The organism is Labrys sp. F242 (assembly GCF_057813875.1).
In genome coordinates, this window is record NZ_JBVASG010000006.1 from 322,724 (window position 1) to 344,659 (window position 21,936).

Here is a 21,936-nt window from a genome sequence, read left to right on the forward strand (position 1 = left end):
AAATCCCCTCGCCCGCCCGTGCTGCCTCGTCAGCGTCCCGAGCGGTTGCCGGCCATGTCGAGCATGAAACCGCGGCCGCGTACCGTGCCGATCAAGGGGCCGCCGACGCGGGTGATATCGGCGAATTTGGTCCGGAGATAGCCGACATAGACGTCGACGACATTGAGCGAGACGCCGCCTTGCGTGGCCCAGAGGCGGTCGAAGATCTCGCCGCGTGAGACGGGATGGTTGGCGCTTTGCATCAGCAAGGCGAGCAGTTCAGCCTCACGCTGGGTCAGGCGCACATGTACGGTGCCATAATGGGCCTGCCGCGTCTCGTGGTCGAGCACGAGACGTCCGACGATCAGGCGCTCATGCTCTTCCGCGGTGCCGGAGCGATGCAGCAGGTGGGTGCGAAGCCGCGCCACCAGTTCGTCGAACTGGAAGGGCTTGACGATGTAATCGTCCGCTCCGGCCGTGAGGCCGTCCACCCTGTCCTGCACCTCGTCCTTGGCGCTGACAAACAGGATCGGCCCAGTATAACCGGTCTCGCGCAAGGCGCGGCAAACGTCGAGCCCCGAGCCGTCGGGTAGAATCATGTCGAGCACCACCGCGCAGGGATTGATATCCCGGGCGGTGTCGAGGGCCTGGTCCGCCCGCTCCACCGTGGTGACGTCGAACCCTTCCACCTTCAGGCCGCGGCTGAGCATCGAACCGATGTCAACATCGTCTTCGACGAGCAATACATTCATGATGTAAATCCTGTGTGCGTATTCCCCTCGGCGGCTCGGGGCAGTGTGATCGCCACCCGCGTGCCGCGCTCGATCTTTGGATCCGATGCTATAACGATGCTGCCATGATGTCGCGTGATAACCCACTGGGCCAAAGCGAGGCCGATGCCGAAGCCTGAGGCGGCACCGCCGTCGCGGCTGACGAAACGCTCGAACATCTGCTCGCGTGCCTGGGCCGGGATGCCGCAGCCATCGTCGCTGACGAAGATGCTGGCGGCGTCGGATGCATCCTCCAGGCGCACTTCTATGCGCGTGGCCCCCTTGGCATGGCGGACCGCATTGTCGATCAGTCCTTCGACCACCTGGCGGATCCAGTCGCCATCCGCGACGATGTCGCCTGGTGCCTCGGGGAGAGCGAGCGCAATCTCAAGCTGGTGGCGCCGCGCCACGGGTGCATAGCTCTCGACGGCGTCTGCCAGCAGGCGCGCCAGGTCGATGCGGCGGAAATCGAGGGTGATCTCGCCGCTTTCCGAGCGGGCGACGCGCAACATGTCCTCGACCCGCCGATGCAGGCGGAAGGCGCGCTGGCGGATGATGGCGAAGGTGGTGCGGACTTCTTCGGGGGCAATGGAGGGCGCGCGCAGGGCGATGTCGCATTCGCCCAGGACCACGGTCAACGGCGTGCGCAGCTCATGGCTGACATCGGCAAAGAAACGCCGGCGCGAGCGGTCGATGCCGGCCAGCCTCTCATTGGCGGTGGTGAGATCGGCCGTTCGCTCGGCCACGGTGCGTTCGAGCGCGGCTCTGTCCAGCGACAATCTATCTTCGCGCCGGGCCAGCGAGGCCGCCATGCGGTTGAAACGGGCCACCAGCAGGCCGAGCTCGTCGCGGGCCCCGATGGCGAGCCTGATATCGAGCTTGCCGCGGCCGATGGCGATGGCGGCATCGTCGATGGCGCTGATACGCCGCAGCAGCGGTCGGGTGATCCGCTGGTGCAGCAGGATCGCGATGAGAATGGCCAGGATCGCGGCAGCAATGGCAGCAATGGTGAGGCGCTGCGAAGTACGGGCGATATCCTCGCGTGCCAGCTTGACAGCTTGGCGCTCGGCCTCCACCAGAGCGGACAGCCTCGGGCCGGCGCTCAGGCCGAAGCCGTTGAGGGCTCCGCGAATGGTATCGCTGCGCGCGGCCGCATCCACCTGCTCGAGTCCGCCGGCGATAGCTGCATCCAGGCCGGCAACATCCGCACGCAGCAGAGCCAGCATGCGCTCCGGCGGCTCGGTGCGGCCGGGCACGGCTTCGCCCTGCCAGGGATCGGCACCGGCCGAATTCAGCACGGTGTCGATCTGGCTCTTCAAGGCGGTCAGGCGCAGGCGGCTCGGCGCCGCGGCCTGGGCGCTGTCGATGGCGGCGAAGGCATAGTCGGTGAGGCGTCCAGAGGCCTCGGCAAGCAGGTCGAGCCGGCGCTGCGACACGGTGAGCCGCTCGACGGCGAAATCGGAGGTGCGCACCGCGAACAACAGACCGGCCGCCGCCAGCAAGGTCAGCATGGCGGCACCGGCGATCAGGAAGGAGAGGGAGCCTCGGATCGATCCCATGCCGCCATGAACCAGAATGTTCCGACCATTTGCAGTCGGTTGCGTATGCACACTTGCCCAGCCGAGGCACCGACGCAAGGCTGCGGGGCCCAAAGTCCTGGAGCGTTTTGCGGCAGTACCCTGTTTTCAGATGTCGGTGGACAGGTCGCGCTTGGTGACACAGCGCCAGTTGCGTACTTTCCATTGGCGATGCGTGGATTGCCACTGGGCGATGGTTTCCTGTGCATGCAGCAGGCAGGCCATGCTGTCGCGTGTTTCCATGGACCAGCTGATGCGCTCCTCGCGGCAGTTGTCGGGCGCGCCCATCAGGCAGACTGTCATGAGAATCCACATCGCTTGCCTCTTGGGATGCCTCTCGTGCAGATGGAGACAATAAGCGTGTTCTCGTTCGGGGTTTCAATCAAGCTGCACATGCGGCCTACCTCCGGGGAGGTAGCGGCAAGGTCCTGGGCTTCATCGGGCCGGCTCATGACGCCGGCATCAGGATTTCGCCCTTGCCGAGGGTGGCAAGGTCGCCGGCCAGGCGCTCGGCTTGCTCGCAGATGATCTCGGCCGATTGAGGCCTGATTGCCGCCACGGCGCGGCGAAGCAGTTGGGCGACCACGAGGCGGTGCCGGCCCGTTGGCACGAAGCTCGGCAGCAGGACGCCATGCGTGGCGGCGATGATGGTGCCGCGCCGCATGCCATAACCGGGATTGTCGCCAACGCCTTGGGCCACGATAGTCCCGGCTATCAGGCCCGAGCCGGCGTAATCGCCCGCTCGTCCACCGACGAGAATCAGTCCTCGCCGCATGCGCTCGCCCAGCCTGTCGCCCGCGTCGCCTTCGATCACGAGGGTGGCGCCGTCAAGGCCATGCATCGCGCCATGGGTGGCACCGCCGGCACGTTCACCGGCGTGGCCGGCGATGCGGACAAGTCCTGCCGTCGCGGCGCTTGCGGCAAACGGGCCGGAATTGCCGGAGATCTCGATCGTGCCGCCCCGCATCGCCTGGCCGAGTCGCTGGCCGACATCGCCTTCCACCACGAGGCGGCCGGATTCGAGGCCGGCACCCACAAGGTCGAATCGCGTCGATCCGCCGTGGAAGCGAATATCGGTGCGTTCGCCTTCCTCGACGGCGAAGATATCGGCCACGGCGACGCCCCGCCGCGAGGTGCCGATCGGCAGTCTCTCGATCTCCGCGATGGAAAGCGCACCGATGCGATGCGGCACCAGGCCCGACAGGTCGAGGCGTTCGGGCGGGGCTTCGCGCAGGCGAAAAATGAGGGCACTCATGTCAGCAACTCGCGCAGATGAAAGTGATATTTGCCGAGCTTGCCGCCGTAATTGCCGGCGGTGACACGCACCAGGCCGTTCTGCGGGCCTACTTGGACGGCCGCATGCAGGCCCTCTCGCATCGAGGCCCGCACGGCCTCGGCCGAAAATCCGTCGATGACGATTTCGAGCACCGCTCCGATTTCGGGCGCCAGGGCCGCGCGACTGCGGCCCTTCAGCGTCGGACAATAGGGATCGTTGGTCGAGGCCATCATGCCCTTGGTGCGCCCGCCGACCTTGGAGCCGGAGCGCACGATACCGCCGGGAAAAGGCAGGATCACGTCCGATACCGCCGATGCTGCCTTGGCCGCGGCCTCGGCCACCGCCAGCGTGCCTGCCTGGTCGCGGCCGAGGAACAAGAGATTGCCGCCACCGACTGCGCCCTCGACGAGGCCGGTATCGTGTTCGCAGACGAATTCGCCGTCCATCACCGGCACCCGCCAATAGCGATGGCCACCGACACGCTTGGCCGTCTCGTAGCCATCGCCGAAATAGCGGATATTGGCGCCCAGCTTGAGACGCCGCGCGCCCTCGGAGCCGGCATAGCAGGCCGAGCCGGGGCTGGTCAGCACGCATTGGCCGACACGCCGCGCGAGCTGCTTTCCGAGCCCGTCGGCGTCGAAGCCGAACAAAAGAACGCGCAGGCCCGGCCTGCCGTCCGGAGTCTCCTCCGGCGAGAGGCTGCGGTCGATGCCGGCCTCGATGCCGCAGCCGATCACCGAAGTGGCGAAGCCCGTCAGGCTCGCTGCCGCAATCTCGGCCCAGCGCGGCGTATCGGCCGTCAACACGATTGCCGTCGCGGCCATGCCGAAGGCTTCGGCAAAGGTATCGTCGATGGCGATGCCGTTGAGCGTCAGTTCGGAGCTGAGTGTTGGGTCAGAGCTGAGTGTTAGGTCAGACATGGCTCGACCTCGAAAACGTTTCTTTCGCCGAAGGCCTCCAGAGGTACGGCAAAGCTTTCCAGGCCGGCACCGAAGCGCTCCTCGAGATAGCGATCGGCGTGACGCTGCATGGCCGGGTCGAACTGTGGCGCCAGCGTCAGGGTGCGGCCGGCGCGCCATCCCAGCGGCTCGCCTTTGCGCACCACAACCGCGCCGTCCTTGAGCACGAGCTCGGCCGAGGCGAACATGGCAGTGCGGTCGGCATCCTCGCGGTAGACAGCTACGTCCGCCCGTGCGCCGGGCTTGAGATGGCCGCGATCCGCCAGCCCGAGCAGGCGTGCCGGGGCGGCGCGGGTCATGATTGCCACCTCCGTCAGGGTGTATTCGCGCTCGATCGCGGCAAGGCCGCTGCGCTCACGCACGATATCCGGCAGGCTCGCCAGGGTCCGGTCCCGCTCCGCCTTGTCCATGAGCAGATGAATGAGGCGGGGATAGGCGGTGAACGGGCCACCATTGGGATGGTCGGTGGTGAGCAGCACACGCCAGGGATCCGGCGAAAGCAGGAAAAGTTCGAGGCCGATGGCGAACTGCAGGGCATTGATGTCCGAGTTTCGGCGATAGCGGTAGGGCACGATGCCGCCGCCCTCGGCGTCGCCATCGACCAGGATCCATTTGCGCGGCCGGCCGGCCTTGCGGCTGGAGAATTGCCGGAGAATGTCGAGCGATATCGTACAGGTCTGGCCGAACACCACCTGGCCGACATCGATGGTCGCGTTGGGATTTGCCGCCAGGGCCTCGCAGACCTCGGCGGCGGCGGAGGCGATCCCGCCGCTCTCGTGCCGGGCATAGCTATAGAACTGGGCGTGGGCGAAATGGATGGGCCGGCCTTCCGCGGCCTGCATGGTGGCGACCAGCGTATCGACGGCGCCGGGCAGGCCGAGATTGCTGCAGTGGACATGCAGCGGGTGCGGCACGCCGATGGCCATGGTCGCGTCGAGCAGGGCCAGGAGGATCTGGCGCGAGGTCAGGCCATAGCTCGGCACCTCGTCGTCGAGCCCGAAGGCGCGGACATTCTGCTTGAAGGCGGCCGCCCCGCCGGCATTGATGACCTTCACCCCGAGCCCGCGCGACGTCGCCAGCGTCAACGCCGTCAAGTCGCGCACCGCCTGGGCGCCCTCCTTGCGCCGGAGCAAGGAGAGCAACTGATCATCATTGCCGAGCACGCTGAGGGCGCCACGGTCGATGAGGGGAATGTCGTCGAGCTCGAGATGGGTTGCCAGTGCGGCGCTGGGCGCCAGTGCCGGCTCGATCACCGTCGTATATCCCATGCGCGCGTAGAGGCGTCCGGTCTCGAAGGCCGACCAGCGGGCCGTCGAAAAGGGCAAAGCCGGGTCGCCGGCGGTTTCGCTGACATGGAGTTCGGGCAGCAGCAAGCGTGCCAGGGTCACGTTGCCGCCGGCAATATGCGAATGGACGTCGATGCCCCCAGCCATCACCACGCAGCCGCGCGCGTCGATCACGGTGTCGGCGACGGCCTGTACCGGCTTTTCGACGATGCGCTCGTCCTGGATCCACAGATCCGCCTTGCCGTCTCGGCCGGAAGCGGGATCAACGATACGGCCGCCTGCGATGCGTGTCAGCATGATGCCTGCCCCTTCTCGCCGATCGCGGCCTGGATGGCGTCGAGGATCTCGGCCGCGCCGGCGTTTCGCGAGGCGGTCCCGGTTCCGATGGCGGTGAGGGTGGCGCGGCGCTCGTCGAAGCAGACGGCCGCGCCGGCCTCTCCTGGAACGTCGACCTCGATCACGATGCGGGCCTGCGCTCCATCGGGGCGTCCCGAGAGCGCGATGCATGGAAGGTTTGTCGGCGCCGCTTCGGTATTGGCCAGGGCATCGAGCCATAAGACCGCATCAGCCTCACCGTCCGCCATCAGGCGTCGCGCGTCGAAGCGCCAGGGATCGTGCTCTGGATAGCCGCGTCCCAGCCCGACGCGCGGCGCGTCGCCGGTCGTCCAGCTGCCCACCGACAGGGCTAGCCGCGCCGCGGCCGGCACCCCGAGCGGCAGGCTGGAAAAGCGGGTCTTGTCATTGAGATCCTTGATCAAGCCTTGCAGCATGCCGACGGCTGGTTCGCCCAGTTCCTGGGGATCATAGACGGCGACCCCGAAACGGGCAGCTTTCGCCCTGTCGGCGACGGCCTCCAGCGCCGTCGTCTCGGAACCGGATGGCAGGTGGCCGGCCGCCAGCGCGCGCAGCAAGGCGAGCTGCCCCGGCAGGTTTGCTTGCTCGACGTCCAGGCCGACGACGTCGCGCTTGACGACACCGGCCAGGGGCGCGGGAGCCACCACGAGTTCGGCGAGCAGGGGATGGGCGCCGACCTTGCGCCCCACTATCAGGAGCAGGTCGGCGCGGTTGCGCGCTTCGGCCCAGGTCGTGGTCATGGCGCCGTGAGCGGCGAGCGCGCCGAGATCGGCATACAGCGCGTCCGAGCCCGCGCAATCGAGGGAAGCACCGATATGGAAGGCGAGCCGATAGGCGGCGCGTACCGCGTCGACATCTCCGGCCAGTCCGCCGATGAGGGGAGTGCGAGCCTCGCGCAGAATCCTCGCCGCCGCGGCGACGGCCTCGTGCTGATCAACTGGCTGGCCTTCGATCCAGGCTCGCATCCGAATGCCGTCTCCTGCCTTTCATTTTCGCTATAGCTAACAACCACCTCAGCGTTCGGCCAAGTACCTCAGCGCTCTCTGGCAAATTTATAAGAATAATATGGACTATTTCTAAGAAATCGCTGCGTTGCCAACGATGTTTATTTGTTATGATATTTTCCTATTGGGGAGGCCGAGCCGATGTATCAGCACAAGGGAACGACCTTACCCGGATTTGAAACCGCCTCACCGGCAAATCCCGCATCGATCCGCGTGAAGGCCTGTGCCCGGCTTCATCTCGGTTTTCTCGATCTGAACGGGGGCCTCGGCCGCCGCTTCGGCAGTCTCGGCCTCGCGGTGAGCCGGCCTGCGGTGGACCTGATGGTGTCGGACGCCGAGCGCTTGATTGCCGAGGGCGAGGAGGCCGAGAGGGTATTGCGCTATGCCGAGGCGGCCGCACTCCATCTCAATGTGGAGCCGCGCGGCCATTTCCGGCTGCGTCACAGTATCATCCCCCATGCCGGCCTCGGTTCGGGTACGCAGATCGCCCTGGCGGTGGCGGCGGGCCTCGCCCGGTTGCGAGGGCGGCCCTTTCGGGCGCGCGATGCCGCAGAGGCACTCGACAGGGGCAATCGTTCTTCAGCCGGCCTGGCCACGTTCGAGCGGGGCGGCCTCATTCTCGACGGCGGACGCGGCGAGGACGATCGAGCGCCTCCGATTCTTGCCCGCCTGCCTTTTCCCGATGCCTGGCGGGTGCTGTTGATCTTCGACACGTCCACCCATGGCCTGCATGGCGAAGCAGAGGTCAGCGCCTTCCGGCAATTGCCGCCCTTTCCAGCGGAGGCGGCCGCTCATTTGTGCCGGCTCGCCCTGATGCGCATCCTGCCGGCCGTGGCGGACCGGGATGTCGAGGCCTTTGGGGCCGGCGTGGCCGAATTGCAGCGCGTGGTGGGTGATCATTTCGCGTCGGCGCAAGGCGGTCGCTTCACCAGTCCTTCCGTCACCAAGGTGTTGACGGCTTGCGAGCAGCGCGGCGTAGCCGGCATCGGCCAGAGTTCCTGGGGCCCGACAGGCTTTGCCATCATCGGCTCCGAGGGCGAGGCCCGCAGATTGGTTGCCGCTCTCAAGGCGGACGGACTGCCACCCGGCATCCATCTGGATATCGTGCGCGGCCGTAACCAGGGTGCCCAAGTTAGGATTGAGCACACGGGGGTCAACCGAGACACCACGCTCAAGAGGAGGCTTGCGTCCTGATGGCCCGATCGATCCTGCATATGCTCTCGCCGCTCAAGCATATGAGCCCCTTCGACATCAACATGGCTGTCGATGCGGGGTTCGATGTCGTCATTCCCTATACTGGCGTGACGCTGGAGGAGATCCGGCCGCTGGTGCAGGACGCCATTTTCTCACGGGCGCCGGGCGATGGCAGCCGCACGTCGATCTTCATCGGCGGCAAGAATGGCGCCCTTGCCCTCGACATGCTCGATGCCGCGAAAAAGGCTTTCGTGCCGCCCTTTGCCCTCAACCTGTTCACAGACCCCGCAGGCTCCTTCACCACCGGTGCCGCCATGGTCGCCAAGGTCAAGGCCGTGCTCAGGGACAAGCATGGTGGCGAATTGGCCGGGCGCAAGGTCGTGATCTTCGGCGGCACCGGTGTCGTTGCCTATTGCGCCGGCGTGCTGGTCGCGCTCGAGGGTGCCCAGGCGGTGCTGGCGGGCCATGACGGTACCAAGCGCGTCGCCGATATTGCCGCCGGCATCAAGCAGCGCTTCGGCGTCGATATCGGCTATGCCGATGGCAGCACGCCCGAGGCTCGTCGGGCGGCGGTCGCAGGTGCCGAAATCGTCCTGTCCAGCGGACCCGCCGGCGTCAACATCCTTTCCGCCGCCGATCTCGATTCCGTGCCGGGGCTGCTGGTCGCGGCCGACGTCAATGCCGTCCCGCCGGCGGGGGTGGAGGGTGTTGGTGTCATGGCCAATGGCGAACCCTTCGGAAATGCAAAGGCGCTGGCGGTCGGCGCACTTGCCATCGGAAACGTCAAATACAAGACCGAACTCGGCCTTTTCAGCCGCCTCCTGGCGACTGACAAGCCGATCAGCCTGGATTTTCGCGATGCTTACAAGCTTGCCCTCGAGATCGCAGGGTGAGGGCGCCTGCGTCCTGATCGCCGCACAATCGGGCCGCGGCCTTGCCGCCGCCGCCCGTCGCGCGGGCTACAGGCCGCTGGTCGTCGACCTCTTCGGTGACAGTGACACGAGAACCTTGGCTGCCGGCTATCGCCAGGTCCGAGGCCGGTTCGGTGTGGGGGTTGCCGGAGCCGCCGTTCTCGATGCGCTGGAGGAATTGGCTCTTGCCAGCGCCGATTCGCCTTTCGGTGTCGTGCTGGGCAGTGGTTTCGAGGCGAGCCCCGCCTTGATCCAGGCCATCGACGAGCGTTTCGGCCTGATCGGTGCCAGCGCTCAAACGGTGGCACAGTTGAAGAATCCCGCGGGCTTTGCGCGCATGCTGGCAGAGCTCGGCATCGGCCATCCCCAGATCCGGCTGGAGCCCGTGGCGTCATCCGTGGGATGGCTGTCCAAGCGTCGTGGCGGCTCGGGCGGGGGGCACATCCGCAAGGCTCGCGTGAACAGGCTGGCGCCTGGGAATTATCTGCAGCGGGCGGTGGAGGGGGAGCCGGTTTCCATCGCTTTCCTCGCCGATGGCCGCCAGGCACGGACGGTCGCCCTCACGCGCCAATGGCCTTCGCCGGGCCGGGGCGCTGGCTGGCGTTATGGCGGCGCGATCGAACCGGGCGGACCGGCTGCGGTCGATCGGGAGATCGAGGTCGCGATAGGCCGGATCGTGGCCGCCACCGGGTTGCGGGGTCTCGCCAGCGCCGACCTGCTGGTGGCGCCGGACCGCTGGTGGCTCCTGGAGATCAATCCGCGGCCGGGCGCCACCCTTGACTGTCTCGATCGGCGCCCGACGCCGCTATTCGAACGTCATTGCCGCGCGAGCATGGGCGAACTGGGCGAGGCCGAGGCGCCTCCCGAGGAGGCCGCCGGCACCATGATCGTCTATGCCGACAGCACCATCGCCGAGGTGCCTGACGTTGCCTGGCCCGCTTTCGTGATGGACCGGCCGGAGCGCGGCAGTGCGATCAGGGCTGGCGCGCCGATCTGCACGGTAGCCGCCACGGGACTGGATATCGCCACCGTCCGCAACCTGCTCGACGCGCGGGCATCTGAAATTGCACGTCTCGTTCAACAAGAGAGAGTTCCCGCGTGACGATTTTCCCGCAGCTCCCGAGCGTCAATGCGCTGGCTAGACCGCTGGTCGACAATCTCGTCGCCGATGCCGCGGGCCTGCGGCTGACGGTTGGCGTGGGGCCAGGCGGGTGTCGCTTCATCGATGCCGGTGCCGATGTCCCCGGTTCCATCGAAGCCGGCCGCCGGATTGCCGAGATCTGCCTGGCGGGCCTCGGCCGGGTGACGATCGCGCCCACCGGACCGGTCGAGCGCTGGCCCTTTTCCGTCAATGTGCAGACGACCAATCCGGTATTGGCCTGCCTCGGCTGTCAATATGCCGGCTGGAGTCTGCGCGCCGGAGCCGGCAAGGAAGCCTATTTTGCCCTGGGATCGGGGCCGGGGCGTGCCGCGGCGCGGGTGGAGCCACTCTTCGTGGAACTGGGCTACAGCGACGAGGCCGACAGCGCCGTCCTGATCCTGGAAACGGCCTCGCCGCCGCCGGAGGCCGTGGTGCGCAATGTCGCGGAGGCGACGCGGCTGGCGCCCGACGCCCTGACCTTCATCTATGCGCCGACCCAAAGCCTGGCCGGGGCGACCCAGGTCGTCAGCCGGGTGCTCGAGGTCGCCCTGCACAAGGCCCACAGCCTCGGCTTTCCGCTCACCGACATCGTCGATGGGCTGGGCACGGCGCCTTTGGCGCCACCCACGCCGGATTTCGTGCGCGCCATGGGACGCACCAATGATGCCATCATCTATGGCGGGCGCGTGCATCTGTTCGTGTCCGGCCCTGCCCAGGCCGCCAAGTCCCTGGCCGAGGCGTTGCCGAGCCCGGCCTCCCGCGATCACGGCAAGCCCTTCGCCGAGATATTCAGCCGCTTCAAGGGAGATTTCTATGCCATCGACCCGCATCTGTTCAGCCCGGCGGAAGTCATCGTCACTGCGCTCGAGAATGGCGAGACCTTTCGCGGAGGTTATCTGATGCCGGATCTCGTGGACGCCTCCTTCTCGTAAGATCACCTGGCCACCCGCTCGGAACCCAACCTCGCAGGAACTCTTGGCAGGACATGTCGAATTGAACCCGGTCGAATATCCCGTCGGACGCGGATTGCGTATCGGTCTCGCCGCCGACAACGGCGAATGGCACCGCGGGCGCCTGCTTGGCGCCCTGCGCGCCTGCGGCATCGAGCCGGTGCTGTTTTCCCTGGCCGACGTGGCTGTGGTCACGGGCGGGGGCGAGCCGCTGCGCCTGCCCGGCTTCGACGGAGAACTGCCCGACGGGGTCTTGCTGCGCACCATTTCGGGCGGCACCTTCGAGGCGACCACCTTGCGGCTCGGGGTGCTGCATGCCCTGGTTGCCGCAGGGGTGGTGGTGTGGAACGACCCGCGGGCCATCGAGCGCTGCGTCGACAAGTCGATGACCAGCCTGCTGATCGCCAGGGCGGGCTTGCCGACCCCGGATACGTTCGTGGTGTCGAGCCGGGAGGCGGCAGCCGACACCGTGCGGCGCGAGGCCAGGCCGAACGTGCCGCTGGTACTCAAGCCTCTGTTCGGTTCGCAGGGTGAGGGCTTGCGCCTCATCAGTGTGCCGGAAGATCTTCCGCAGCCCGAGGAGGTGGCGCGGGTCTATTATCTGCAGCGCTTCGTACGCCGGAACGTCGAGGGGTGGCGGGATTACCGCGTCTTTGTCTGCGATGGCCGCGTGGTGGCGGCCATGGCGCGCGAGGGTGATGGCTGGATTACCAATGTCCATCAGGGCGGGCGTCCCTCGCGCTGGCAGATGCCGGAAGAAGCAGAGGACCTTGCGCTGAGAGCAGCCCAGGCGGTGGACGTGTCCTTCTGCGGCGTCGACCTCATCGAGGATGATCAGGGTCGCTTCCTGCTGCTCGAGGTCAACAGCATGCCGTCCTGGTCCGGCCTGCAGAGCATTGTCGACGTCGATATCAGCCAGGCCATCGTCCGCGCCTTCTTGAAGGCCGTCTATGCCGCCCGCCGTCCCGCCATGGTGGCGGTGTCATGAATTATCATCAGCATGGCCTCGATCTCGCCAGTGCCTATGAGGACGCCTGCCTGGCCGAACTCCAGGCCTTGAAGCCCGGCAATGTGCATGTCTTTGCCGATACCGGGGAGACCAAGGTCGCCGATTTCGAGGCGAGCGCGCGAACCTCCGCGCCGTCGATCGGGCGATCCGGTGCCGGCGTCGGGGCGCGTATCCTCGGTGCGATCCGAGCGACGCATGAGGCCATCGGCTGGAACACCAATCTCGGTATCGTGCTGCTCTGCGCGCCGCTTGCCGCAGCGGCCGAGCTGCAGGGGCCGCTGCGCACCAGCCTGGCCTCGATCCTGCGCGCTCTCGACACAAACGATGCCGCCGATGCCTTCGAGGCGATCCGCCTGGCTTCGCCCGGCGGTCTTGGAAACGCCGACCGCCACGATGTCCGCGAGCCGCCGACCGTGACTTTGCGCGAGGCGATGAATGAGGCCGCCGAACGCGACCGCATTGCCCGCGCCTATGTCACGGATTTCGAGGATGTCTTCGAGACGGGCTTGCCGGCGCTCGAGGTGGCTCATGCTGCTGGCCTCGAACGATCCTGGTGCGCCACGGCCGTTCACATGACCTTTCTGTCGCGTTTCCCCGACACCCATATCGAGCGCCGGGGGGGTCGCGACCAGGCTGAAACCGTCAGGGCGCATGCTGCCCGGATAGTCGAGGCAGGGCTGTCAGGTCCCACCTCTCTCGCAACCTTGCTGGCATTCGATGCCGAATTGAAGAAAGGAGATCTAAACCCCGGAACTTCCGCCGATTTCACCGTGGCGACATTGTTTGCCGCCGCGATCATGCGCCTTCCGGCCGCTGGCAACTGAACGGATGCTTGCTGGTAACGGAATGCGCGGTTACGCTCACAAAGCTATCTGGCCAACCGGTTCGGCGCCGTGCCGAACGCTGCAAACAAGGATAGATGGCCCGGCCGCCGTTCCCAGGGATCGGGGCCTTTGTTCTCGCAGGGAGGACTATCGAATATGGCAAAGATCAACAAGGTTTTGATCGGTGAATCCCTTGTCGGCGACGGCAATGAAGTCGCTCATATCGACCTGATCATGGGTCCTCGCGGCTCGGCCGCGGAGACGGCGTTCTGCAATGCCCTCACCAACAACAAGGATGGCTTCACCTCGCTTCTCGCGGTGATCGCCCCAAACCTGCAATGCAAGCCCAACACCTTGCTGTTCAACAAGGTGACCATCAAGGGCGCCAAGCAGGCCGTGCAGATGTTCGGCCCGGCTCAGCACGCCGTGGCGCGCGCGGTACAGGACAGCGTCGCCGACGGTACCATTCCCGCCGACGAGGCCGACGACATCTTCATCAGCGTGGGTGTCTTCATCCATTGGCTGGCGGACGACGACGCCAAGATCCAGAAATACAATTACGAAGCGACCAAGCAGGCGATCGAGCGGGCGGTTACCGGCTGGCCGAGCGCGGCGGAAGCCACCAGCAAGCGCGAAGAGGTCAAGCACCCCTTCGCCGCTTAGATAGGGGACAGCCCTGGGCAGGAGCCGCCTGCGCCCATGCCTGCAGGCCTGCTTCAGCGGCTGGCCGCCATCTTTCTCGGACGCTGAAATTTCGCCGGAGGGAACCTGTTTCCTCCGGCGAGACCTGAGTTTTTGTTTCAGAGGCGCCCGTCATGCAGGGCCGAGGCGACGAGAATGCCGGACACGCCGATCTTCGAGAGGGCGGCAAGATCACGCCCGTCCCGAAGACCGCCTGCGGCATAGAGCCCGCAACGGGTGGGAGCTCGCCGGCGAAGCGCGGACAGCCGTTCGAGATCGGGTCCGCTACCCATACCCACGCGCCCCAGCGTCATGACGATCACCCGCTCCGGCCAGATCGACGGCGTGGCGAGGATCGCGGCCGGGCCGACATAGTCCTCGCCGCGAAAATCCAGGGACAGCACGGCATGATCGGCCAAGTCCCGCACGAGCTCGTCGTCAGTCTGGCTCTCCGAGCCGAGTACCGGAAGGCCGAGCCCCTCTGCCAGGAAGGCCTCCGCTTCGGAGCGGGTGGCAATGCCCGAGTCGACCCACAGACGCACCGCCGGAAAGGCGCTGGCGAGGCGTCCGAGACTGGCGACATCGCGCCCGCGTCCCTCGATACCGTCGAGATCGGCGACATAGAGATGGCGGGCCGGTGCGGCAGCGAGCAGGCCGGCGGCGACATCGACCGGATCTGCCGTGGGGCTGAGCGGCGTGACGATCGGCTGGTAATGGGCGCGATCGCCTGCCTTGGCCCGCACCACCGATCCGTACCGGAGATCGATCACCGGCACGATCTCGACACCCGAGCTTTCCCGCCGGGCGGCATGGCTTTCGTCCTGTCGATCCGGTGCGGGCATGATGATAACTCTATCGGTGACGTGCCGTCTTTGTGGCACGATGCCGTGAACGGTGGAAGCGACAGCTATGGACTCGACGGGGCATCATGATCCCGAGATCGCCGGGGGTGATCTGGTGCTGGGCTGGGACCTCGGCGGCGTGCACGTCAAGGTCGCCGCCGTGGCACAGGGCCGGCTGCTGGCGGTGACGCAGGCACCCTACCAGCTCAGGCAGGGGCTTGCAGTGCTTGACAGAGCCTTTGCTGCCTTGCCGGCTTGGGCGCGGCAAGCACGTCGGCATGCCGTGACCATGACCGGCGAGCTCAGCGCATTGTTCGACGACCGCGCTACCGGCGTTGCCGCCCTGACCGACTGGGCGACCCGTCATTGCCAGGGCGAGATCGCCATCTATGGTGGACGGACGGGCTTCCTGTCGCCCCATCGCGCGGTTGCTCATGCGGTGGATGTTGCCTCGGCCAACTGGCACGCGACGGCCGCCTTCGTCGCCTCCCGCCTGCCGAATGCCCTGCTGGTCGATATCGGATCCACCACCTCTGACCTCATCCCGATCGAGGAAGGGAGTGTTGCGGGTCTTGGCTACACCGACGCCGAGAGGCTGGCGTCGGGCGAGCTGGTCTATGCTGGCGTGGTGCGCACGCCCCTGATGTCGCTCGCCGACAGACTGCCCTTCCAGGGGCAGGATGTCACGCTGGTCGCCGAGCATTTCGCCACCATTGCCGATGTCCATCGCCTGCTCGGCACCTTGCCCGAGGAGGCCGACCAGCACGACACGGCTGATGGCCGCGACAAGAGCCTCGCCTCCACGCGCACCCGGCTGGCACGCGTCGTCGGCCAGGATGCGGGCGATGCGCCCGATCATGTCTGGAGCGAGCTTGCAGCCCATTTCGCCGAGCTGCAGCTGCGCCGCCTGCACGACGCCGCCGCCCGCATCCTGTCGCGCCGAAAAGGGGAGGCGCGCCCGCCTCTGGTGGGTTGCGGGGTTGGCCGCTTCGTGGCGCAGGCGCTGGCGACCCGCATGGGCCTGGCCTATCACGATCTTGCCGATCTGGTGCCGAGCTCTGACGGATCGAAGAGCTACTGGGCCTCCTCCTGCGCGCCGGCAGTGTCGCTCGCACTGCTCGCGGCCGAACAGACTGTCATCCCCGGCGAGCGAAGCGAAGGAAGGGGATCCAGAAGCTGAAAGACTCCACGCGCGGGCCCTGGATCCCCTTCCCTCGCCACGATGTGGCTCGCCGGGGATGACAGAGCCAGTCTGGGTCCGGGGGACCGCACCTCAGCCGGACGAGCCAGCCGGTTTCAGCCCGGCGAGGATCTTTGCCTCGATCCACTGCCAGGCTTCCAGTTCGGCTTGGCCGGCCGTCTTGCTGATGGCGATGCGCAGATAATCCATCTCTGTGCGGATCTTGTCGGGGCTGAGCATATGCAGCCTCGTCGACAGGATGGCGGCTTCCAGCACGGCCGCCTGGGCCCGGTTGTAACCGCGGAAGGGTTGATGCACGGCCTGGTGGACGACGCGGCAGCGAAAGCGCGGCCTGACCTCGTCGGCAACCACCTCCTCGACTGCGAGCTCCATATGGGCGAAGGCCTCGGCCAGCCTCACGCCCTCGATCCGCTCGCAGGGGCAGGTCGTCCACTCGCGCCGGCCGGTAACGCAGCCGGCGATCACCCTGATGTCGACCGGAGCGGCGGCGGCGAGGAAAGGATGGCGCTCCAGATTGGCGATGGTCGGCGAGGGGCGGAAGGGGGCGACGACATAATGTTCGCCGTCCTCGATCAGGCCGAAGGGCACCAGATGCGCGCTGCCATCGGCATTGAGCGTGGTCACGATGGTTTCGAGAATGCGCGGCATCGTTATTTTTCCTTGCGGCCGGCCAGCGTATGACCCGGTGCCTTGAAGCCGGTGGCGTCCTCGCTCGGCCTGTCTGCGGCGCAGCCGAAGTCGAGCGGCTCGTCCTGGGCGTAACGCTTGCCGAGCCGCCAGGCGGTCTCGGCCTTGGCCAGTTCCGTGCCGAGATAGAAGGCGTGGGCCGCATCGTCGGTGACGCCGAGCTGCGGATAGAAGGGCAGGGCCTCCGTGCCGTGGGCATGGATGGCGCGGTTATAGGTGTGGATGCCGTCATCACTGACTTCGATGCGGAAATTGGCATCGCGCACGGCCTGCGCATTCTGCTGTACCTGCTCCGGGGAGCTCACCACCGGCCGCTTGTCGTGCAAGGCGAGCAGGGCCGAGCCATAGCCCTTGGGCAGGGATCCGTCGGCCTTGGCCGCGAACATCACCCGACGCGCGGCGTCGTGCTCCTGCAGCGTGCGGCGGGTGTGGGCGCTCACCTGGACCACCAACACCTGGCGGATGGCGAGCTCCGAGCAGATCCCCATCAGCAAGGCGGTCAGGCCCAGGCTGTCGGCTTCGGTCAGCTCGGTCAGATTGCCGGTCCCCATCAGGATCTCGGCTTGCGGCTTCAGGCGTCGGAACTCGACATAGCGCGCAAGGGAAGCCGCAAAGCCGAAATGGATGGGATCGAGTACGGGATCGGCGATATAGGGTTGGCCGGCCTGTTCCATGCGCTCGACCGCCCGCAGCAGCGAGGCGAGATCGCTGGGCTCCACCGGCACCAGCACCGGGATCGCCTGCGTCCCCAAAGCGAGATCGAGCGTGTGCTCGTTGAGGCTCAGCAGGAAATCGGCGCCGGCCTCGGCGCCGCGCCTGAGTTCGGTGGGCGAAGCACTGTCGACGCTGACCTTGAAGCCATGCTGCTTGAGCAATCTTATGCTGTCTTCGAGATGCGGGAAGGGCGTATCGGGAAGCGCGCCGAGATCGATGATGTCGGCGCCCTTGGCCGCCATGGCGCGCGCGCGTTCCAGCAATTGCCCGGGCGAAAGCTGCGAGGCCTCGACGATCTCGGAAAAGATGGTGACGTCGTGGCGCGAAAGATCGGGCGGATGGCCGCCCCGGCCGAGAAAAGCCGGCAGGTCGGCGATCTCGTCGGGGCCGCGGTCCACGGGAAGCCCGAAATGGGCGGAGAGGGCCGCAAGATCGGCCCGGCAGCGGCCGGGCAGCAGTACGCGGGTGATGCCCTCGGGCAGGGTGATGCGCCGGCGGATGATCTCCTCCGTCATCAGGGCGGCGACCTTGACTCCGGCATCGAGGATCGTCCAGTCGAAGGAAGCCGGACCCAGTGCGGTCAGCGTGCGCTCGAGCCTGACACGGCTGAGATGGCCGGTGATCAGGGCGAGGTGTTCACGCATTTCAGCCTTTCCAGCACAGCCTGGCGCAGGCTCTCATAGGTTTCGACCACCGTCGTCGCCTCGAACTCCTTGAGCCTTTCGACATTGTCGAGGTCGATGCGCCTTGGATAGACCTTGACCATGCCGGAGGGAGCCTGCGTCTCCATTTCAGGTGCGGTGTCGCAGGCAAACACGATCGAGGGAATGCGGCATTTGCCGGCCTGCGCATAGACATTGGTGGCGAGTGTATCGGAAATGCCGAAAACACATTTGGCCACGGTGTTCGAGGTCGCCGGCGCCACCACCAGCGTATGGTAGTCGCCATGGTAGAAGGCGCCGACCGGGGCGGCGCTCGCCGTGGTGTCCTTGATCAGCCGCGTGCCCTTGGGCAGCGCGTCGAACTGCTTGCGATACATGCGGATCACCTCGGCCGCGGCCCGGGTGACGAAGAGATCGCAGTCACCCACCTCGCGGATCAGTTCCAGGCATTCGGTGAAGTAATGGCCGGAACCGGTGAGGGCCCAGGCAAGGCGTGGCTGCGGTGAACGCCGGCTCATGAGGCCTCGCAGGGAATGGAGAATAGCGCGGCAAGCCTGTCGTCGCTGGAAGGACCTGCCACCATGATGGAGCCGGCAAACCGGGCCGCGTAGCGGGGAAAATGGGCGTCGACGACATCGGCCGCCGCCAGGGCTGCGGGTGTCGAATCTGCTGACGCGTCGATGGACTTGAGCAGGACGAGCCTGTCGGCGCCCAGTTCGGCAGCCAGCCAGGCAGCCAGGCTGTCCGACGTCACCTCCCAGCTCTCGGTGATGTCCGGATGCCCCGCGCGCAGCTCGGCAGGATGCCAGATCGGGAGCTTGCCCTGCCGGAGGGCGGCGGTGACTCCGGCCCTGTCCCCGACCGCTGTCAGGCGCGGATGCCGGGTTGCCAATATCTCGGCCAGATGTGTCATGGCGTCGAGCGCGAGGCGATGAGCGAGGACGTCGTCGAAGGGCATGGCGGCCTGCACCTGGCGCACCGCATCGGCAAAGGGGCCACCGCCGGCAACCAGCACGAGCGGTGCCCTCGTTTCGCCGGCGAGTTGTTCGAGCAGTCGGTCGAGGCGGGCCGATCCGCACAGGCTGCCACCGATCTTGACCACGGTCAGGCTCATGCGGCCTGCTCGCCATGCCGGATAGCCTGAAGGCGACTGGCGGCGCGGCCGATGGCCAGAGGATCTAGCTGGCCTCGGCGATCGCCCGCCAGGCAGAGCCCGCCGCGAAAGCCGAGATAGTCGGGGCCGAGGGCGGCGAGCGGCTCGACGTCCTCGACGCGCAGGGAGCCGGCAAGCCCGCACATCAGGCCGAGCCGGTGACAGCCCGCCACGAAGGAGGCGATCTGGTCCGCCGTCAGCAGGTCGGGCAGGCGGATGCCTTTCTTCTGCCGCGTATCCAGCATGACTCCGGCGAAACCGGCTTCATGGAGAGATGCCGTCAGTGACAGGGGTGGATCTTCGTCGGCGAACAGCACCGCGATGAAGCGCCCCCGTCCGCCAAGCAGCCGACCGAGCTCGGCGACGGCAGGGGGGCAAGCCGTTGCTCTGCCCAGGCCCAGCTTGATGAAGCTGACCCCGGTTGCCGCGATCGCGAGGGCGCTGTCGGCAAGTTGCCCGATATCCTCGTCATCCCCGGCGACGGCACTGGTGACGGCATCGGCCGGCAGGCAGGCGCGGATAGCGCGGATGGTCTCAAGAGGAAGGGCGCCCAACGCACCGGCCTCAGGATCCTTGGCGTCGATGAAATCGGCGCCTTGCGAATGGGCCAATCGGGCCTCGGCGCTGTCGATGACGCTGACGAGCAAACGGCTCACGATGCGCAACCCTCCCTTTTGTCCTCTACAATGCCCCCATGGGCGTTCGGCGGCAACCGTGCGAGATTTATCGCGGCCGCCGTGCCTCCTCCTGCAACTGGCCCAGAACGAAATCCGTGGCGTGCTGCCAAGCCTCGTTCGTATCGCCTCGGAAGCTGATCTGCCGGAAGAAGATGCGCTTGCCGTCCTTGGCATCGAAAACACCGACCCAGATCGCCGAGATCAGGGTGCTGGTCTTGTGCACGGCGCCGGTCAGGATGAGACCCGCACCGGCCTTGCGCGCTTCGCTCAGCAGGCAATCCTGATCGTTGCCGGTACAGGCGATGATTCCTGGCGTTGCCGCAACGATACGATAAAAACCACCTGCCTGCAGGCGGCTGGTCAGATGGTCCGACATTGCCTTCAGCCGGTCTGCGTGGGCTGTCTTCTGGTCGGATGCCTCGCCGGAGGTGTCGAGATAGCCGAAGGGCAGAGTGAGCAGAGCCTTGTCGGCCCCTCCGGCCCGACCCTGCGAAGGGAAGACGGCAGCCGTTGCCAGCAGGACAAGTATTGCCGTGCCTGTCTGCCGCAGCTGGCCGCGACGCCTTCCGATCCAATACTTCAGGCTGCGCTGGTGCGTTCCTACAATCAGGGACATCCAATCAAGCACAGTGGTCCCTTCACAAATAAGAATATTCTATGAAAGCATATCATTTCACGTTGCGGTGAAAATTGCCATGAACATGAAAGCCAGTACAGACTGTATTCAGCTTATAATTTCCTTAGGTATATTAAGTTGACGTTCTTCAATTGCAGTGCGTAAGCTTTCCGATGTTCAGGCACGCAGAGGCCTGCGCGTTCGGGAGCGAAATGTGTTACCGGCTGCGAGATCAAAAAGCCTGTCCGGCCTGATGGCGGCGCTGCTGCTTGCCTTTGTGTCTGTGCTGGGTTGCGACACGGCAAGGGCCGCCGAACCGCTCGAAATCCATATCGGCGTCATCACCCACAAGGCGCCGCCGCCCGCTCTCTACGAACTCGATCCCACGCCGGAAGACGAGGCTGCTGCCGGCGCCGGGCTCGCCATCGACGACAACAACACCACGGGCCGCTTTTCCGGCCAGCGCTACGTGCTGGACCAGGCCGTGCTCGACAAGGGCCAGTCGCCGGTGGAGGCAGCCGTGAAGCTGGCCGACGGGGGAGCCAAATATCTCGTCGTCGCTCTTCCGGCGGACGAACTGCTGGCAGTTGCCGATGCCCTCAAGGGGCGTCCGGTCCTGGTGTTCAATGCCGCTGCGCAGGACGATCGGCTGCGTGGCGCCGATTGCCGCGCCAATGTGTTCCACGTCCCGCCGAGCCGGGCCATGGTGACGGACGCACTGGTGCAGTATCTGGCGACCAAGCGCTGGATGAAGCTTTTCCTTACCTATGGGCCAACAGAGGCCGACAAGCTCTATGCCGACGCCCTCAGGCAATCGGCCAAGAAATTCGGCCTTACTCTCGCCGCCGAGAAAGCCTGGACGTTCGGCCCGCTCGCACGCGCCCGCAGCGACAGCATCACCCAATCGGACGCCCTGGTGTTCAGCCGCGGCACGGATTACGACATCATGGTGGTGGCCGATGAGGAGGCCGATTTCGGCGATTATCTGGCCTATCGCACCTGGGACCCCAAGGTCATTGCCGGCACGCAAGGGCTGATCGCCGCGTCCTGGCACCGCGCCCAGGATGCCTGGGGCTCTGCGCAATTGCAGAGCCGCTTCTTCAAGCGCGCCAAACGGACCATGCGGCCGATCGACTATCAGGCCTGGGTGGCGGTGCGCGCCGTCGGGGAAGCGGCCACACGCACCAAATCCGCGGATCCAGCCACGATCTCTACCTTCCTCGTCGATCCGAAATTCCAGCTGGCTGCCTTTAAGGGCGTGCCGGTGAATTTTCGAGGCTGGGACCATCAGCTGCGCCAGCCGGTGCTGATCGCCCAGCCCATGGCGATCGTCTCGGTCTCGCCGCAACCCGGCTATCTGCACCAGCGCAGCGTGCTTGACACGCTTGGCGTCGATCAGCCCGAGAGCCAGTGCCATTTGCCATGAACACCGATTGCCACGAATGCTTGGCGGGAGCCCGCCTAAAGAG

23 protein-coding genes are annotated in these 21,936 nt (G+C 66.3%); 9 read left to right on the forward strand and 14 right to left on the reverse strand.

The genetic code is table 11. The features are described from left to right. Positions 1-29 precede the first annotated feature (29 nt). The 7 genes from ACZYTC_RS29805 to ACZYTC_RS29835 form a co-directional block, all read right to left on the reverse strand. Complete coding sequence (locus ACZYTC_RS29805) at positions 30-731, reverse strand: response regulator transcription factor (protein ID WP_434960036.1); 702 nt, start codon at positions 729-731, stop codon at positions 30-32. Further along, the gene (locus tag ACZYTC_RS29810; protein ID WP_488991244.1) at positions 728-2,308 is read right to left on the reverse strand and encodes a sensor histidine kinase; all 1,581 of its coding nucleotides are present in this window, start codon (positions 2,306-2,308) and stop codon (positions 728-730) included. The genes ACZYTC_RS29805 and ACZYTC_RS29810 overlap by 4 nt, the downstream gene beginning before the upstream one ends. A 126-nt stretch (positions 2,309-2,434) precedes the next feature. Continuing rightward, complete coding sequence (locus tag ACZYTC_RS29815; RefSeq protein ID WP_434960038.1) at positions 2,435-2,641, reverse strand: hypothetical protein; 207 nt, start codon at positions 2,639-2,641, stop codon at positions 2,435-2,437. A 133-nt stretch (positions 2,642-2,774) separates the two neighbouring features. Next, positions 2,775-3,581, reverse strand: coding sequence for a formylmethanofuran dehydrogenase subunit C (locus ACZYTC_RS29820; RefSeq protein WP_488991245.1), 807 nt, complete (start codon positions 3,579-3,581; stop codon positions 2,775-2,777). After that, positions 3,578-4,522 carry a formylmethanofuran--tetrahydromethanopterin N-formyltransferase gene (fhcD, locus tag ACZYTC_RS29825; RefSeq protein ID WP_488991246.1) on the reverse strand — a complete coding sequence of 315 codons (945 nt, stop codon included), beginning with the start codon at positions 4,520-4,522 and terminating at the stop codon, positions 3,578-3,580. Before fhcD ends, ACZYTC_RS29820 begins: the two co-directional genes overlap by 4 nt. Further along, positions 4,510-6,144, reverse strand: coding sequence for a formylmethanofuran dehydrogenase subunit A (locus tag ACZYTC_RS29830; protein ID WP_488991247.1), 1,635 nt, complete (start codon positions 6,142-6,144; stop codon positions 4,510-4,512). The genes fhcD and ACZYTC_RS29830 overlap by 13 nt, the downstream gene beginning before the upstream one ends. Beyond that, positions 6,138-7,166: a formyltransferase gene (locus ACZYTC_RS29835; RefSeq protein WP_488991248.1), complete on the reverse strand. Its 1,029-nt coding sequence runs from the start codon at positions 7,164-7,166 to the stop codon at positions 6,138-6,140. The genes ACZYTC_RS29830 and ACZYTC_RS29835 overlap by 7 nt, the downstream gene beginning before the upstream one ends. A 180-nt stretch (positions 7,167-7,346) precedes the next feature. On the opposite strand from ACZYTC_RS29835, the gene ACZYTC_RS29840 reads away from it, so the two are divergent. The 7 genes from ACZYTC_RS29840 (at position 7,347) to fae (ending at position 13,897) form a co-directional block, all read left to right on the forward strand. Next, positions 7,347-8,399: a beta-ribofuranosylaminobenzene 5'-phosphate synthase family protein gene (locus tag ACZYTC_RS29840; protein WP_454817062.1), complete on the forward strand. Its 1,053-nt coding sequence runs from the start codon at positions 7,347-7,349 to the stop codon at positions 8,397-8,399. Further along, entirely contained in the window at positions 8,399-9,292 is an 894-nt protein-coding gene (locus ACZYTC_RS29845) for an NAD(P)-dependent methylenetetrahydromethanopterin dehydrogenase (protein ID WP_441771652.1), read from the forward strand. The genes ACZYTC_RS29840 and ACZYTC_RS29845 overlap by 1 nt, the downstream gene beginning before the upstream one ends. After that, on the forward strand, positions 9,258-10,412 hold the full coding sequence (locus tag ACZYTC_RS29850; RefSeq protein WP_441771653.1) for an ATP-grasp domain-containing protein: 1,155 nt from the start codon (positions 9,258-9,260) through the stop codon (positions 10,410-10,412). Before ACZYTC_RS29845 ends, ACZYTC_RS29850 begins: the two co-directional genes overlap by 35 nt. Beyond that, positions 10,409-11,383: a methenyltetrahydromethanopterin cyclohydrolase gene (mch, locus tag ACZYTC_RS29855; RefSeq protein WP_434960046.1), complete on the forward strand. Its 975-nt coding sequence runs from the start codon at positions 10,409-10,411 to the stop codon at positions 11,381-11,383. Before ACZYTC_RS29850 ends, mch begins: the two co-directional genes overlap by 4 nt. A 94-nt stretch (positions 11,384-11,477) precedes the next feature. Next, positions 11,478-12,389: an ATP-grasp domain-containing protein gene (locus tag ACZYTC_RS29860; RefSeq protein WP_434961315.1), complete on the forward strand. Its 912-nt coding sequence runs from the start codon at positions 11,478-11,480 to the stop codon at positions 12,387-12,389. Next, the gene (locus ACZYTC_RS29865; RefSeq protein ID WP_441771654.1) at positions 12,386-13,234 is read left to right on the forward strand and encodes a triphosphoribosyl-dephospho-CoA synthase; all 849 of its coding nucleotides are present in this window, start codon (positions 12,386-12,388) and stop codon (positions 13,232-13,234) included. The genes ACZYTC_RS29860 and ACZYTC_RS29865 overlap by 4 nt, the downstream gene beginning before the upstream one ends. A 156-nt stretch (positions 13,235-13,390) precedes the next feature. Continuing rightward, positions 13,391-13,897, forward strand: a complete 507-nt coding sequence (gene fae / locus ACZYTC_RS29870) for a formaldehyde-activating enzyme (RefSeq protein ID WP_441771655.1) — start codon at positions 13,391-13,393, stop codon at positions 13,895-13,897. 137 nt (positions 13,898-14,034) lie between these two features. Here fae and ACZYTC_RS29875 read toward each other — a convergent pair whose 3' ends face one another. Next, positions 14,035-14,757 (reverse strand): HisA/HisF-related TIM barrel protein, encoded by a 723-nt coding sequence (locus tag ACZYTC_RS29875; protein WP_488991249.1) that lies wholly within the window; start codon positions 14,755-14,757, stop codon positions 14,035-14,037. 67 nt (positions 14,758-14,824) lie between these two features. Between ACZYTC_RS29875 and ACZYTC_RS29880 the strand changes: the two genes are divergently transcribed. After that, the gene (locus ACZYTC_RS29880; protein ID WP_488991250.1) at positions 14,825-15,937 is read left to right on the forward strand and encodes a hydantoinase/oxoprolinase family protein; all 1,113 of its coding nucleotides are present in this window, start codon (positions 14,825-14,827) and stop codon (positions 15,935-15,937) included. A 93-nt stretch (positions 15,938-16,030) separates the two neighbouring features. On the opposite strand, the gene ACZYTC_RS29885 is transcribed toward ACZYTC_RS29880, so the two are convergent. From ACZYTC_RS29885 to ACZYTC_RS29910, 6 genes are all read right to left on the reverse strand, one after another. After that, the gene (locus tag ACZYTC_RS29885; RefSeq protein WP_441771658.1) at positions 16,031-16,606 is read right to left on the reverse strand and encodes a DUF447 domain-containing protein; all 576 of its coding nucleotides are present in this window, start codon (positions 16,604-16,606) and stop codon (positions 16,031-16,033) included. 2 nt (positions 16,607-16,608) lie between these two features. After that, positions 16,609-18,003, reverse strand: coding sequence for a DUF6513 domain-containing protein (locus tag ACZYTC_RS29890; protein ID WP_488991251.1), 1,395 nt, complete (start codon positions 18,001-18,003; stop codon positions 16,609-16,611). Next, positions 17,982-18,539 carry a flavoprotein gene (locus tag ACZYTC_RS29895; RefSeq protein WP_441771660.1) on the reverse strand — a complete coding sequence of 186 codons (558 nt, stop codon included), beginning with the start codon at positions 18,537-18,539 and terminating at the stop codon, positions 17,982-17,984. Before ACZYTC_RS29895 ends, ACZYTC_RS29890 begins: the two co-directional genes overlap by 22 nt. Beyond that, positions 18,536-19,135 (reverse strand): amino acid kinase family protein, encoded by a 600-nt coding sequence (locus tag ACZYTC_RS29900; RefSeq protein ID WP_488991252.1) that lies wholly within the window; start codon positions 19,133-19,135, stop codon positions 18,536-18,538. Before ACZYTC_RS29900 ends, ACZYTC_RS29895 begins: the two co-directional genes overlap by 4 nt. Continuing rightward, positions 19,132-19,830 carry a (5-formylfuran-3-yl)methyl phosphate synthase gene (locus ACZYTC_RS29905; RefSeq protein WP_488991253.1) on the reverse strand — a complete coding sequence of 233 codons (699 nt, stop codon included), beginning with the start codon at positions 19,828-19,830 and terminating at the stop codon, positions 19,132-19,134. The genes ACZYTC_RS29900 and ACZYTC_RS29905 overlap by 4 nt, the downstream gene beginning before the upstream one ends. Before the next feature lie 67 nt (positions 19,831-19,897). After that, on the reverse strand, positions 19,898-20,467 hold the full coding sequence (locus tag ACZYTC_RS29910; protein ID WP_434960056.1) for a DUF2380 domain-containing protein: 570 nt from the start codon (positions 20,465-20,467) through the stop codon (positions 19,898-19,900). Positions 20,468-20,681: 214 nt separating this feature from the next. Here ACZYTC_RS29910 and ACZYTC_RS29915 point away from each other — a divergent pair, with 214 nt between their 5' ends. Continuing rightward, positions 20,682-21,893, forward strand: coding sequence for an ABC transporter substrate-binding protein (locus ACZYTC_RS29915; protein WP_441771664.1), 1,212 nt, complete (start codon positions 20,682-20,684; stop codon positions 21,891-21,893). Positions 21,894-21,936 lie beyond the last annotated feature (43 nt).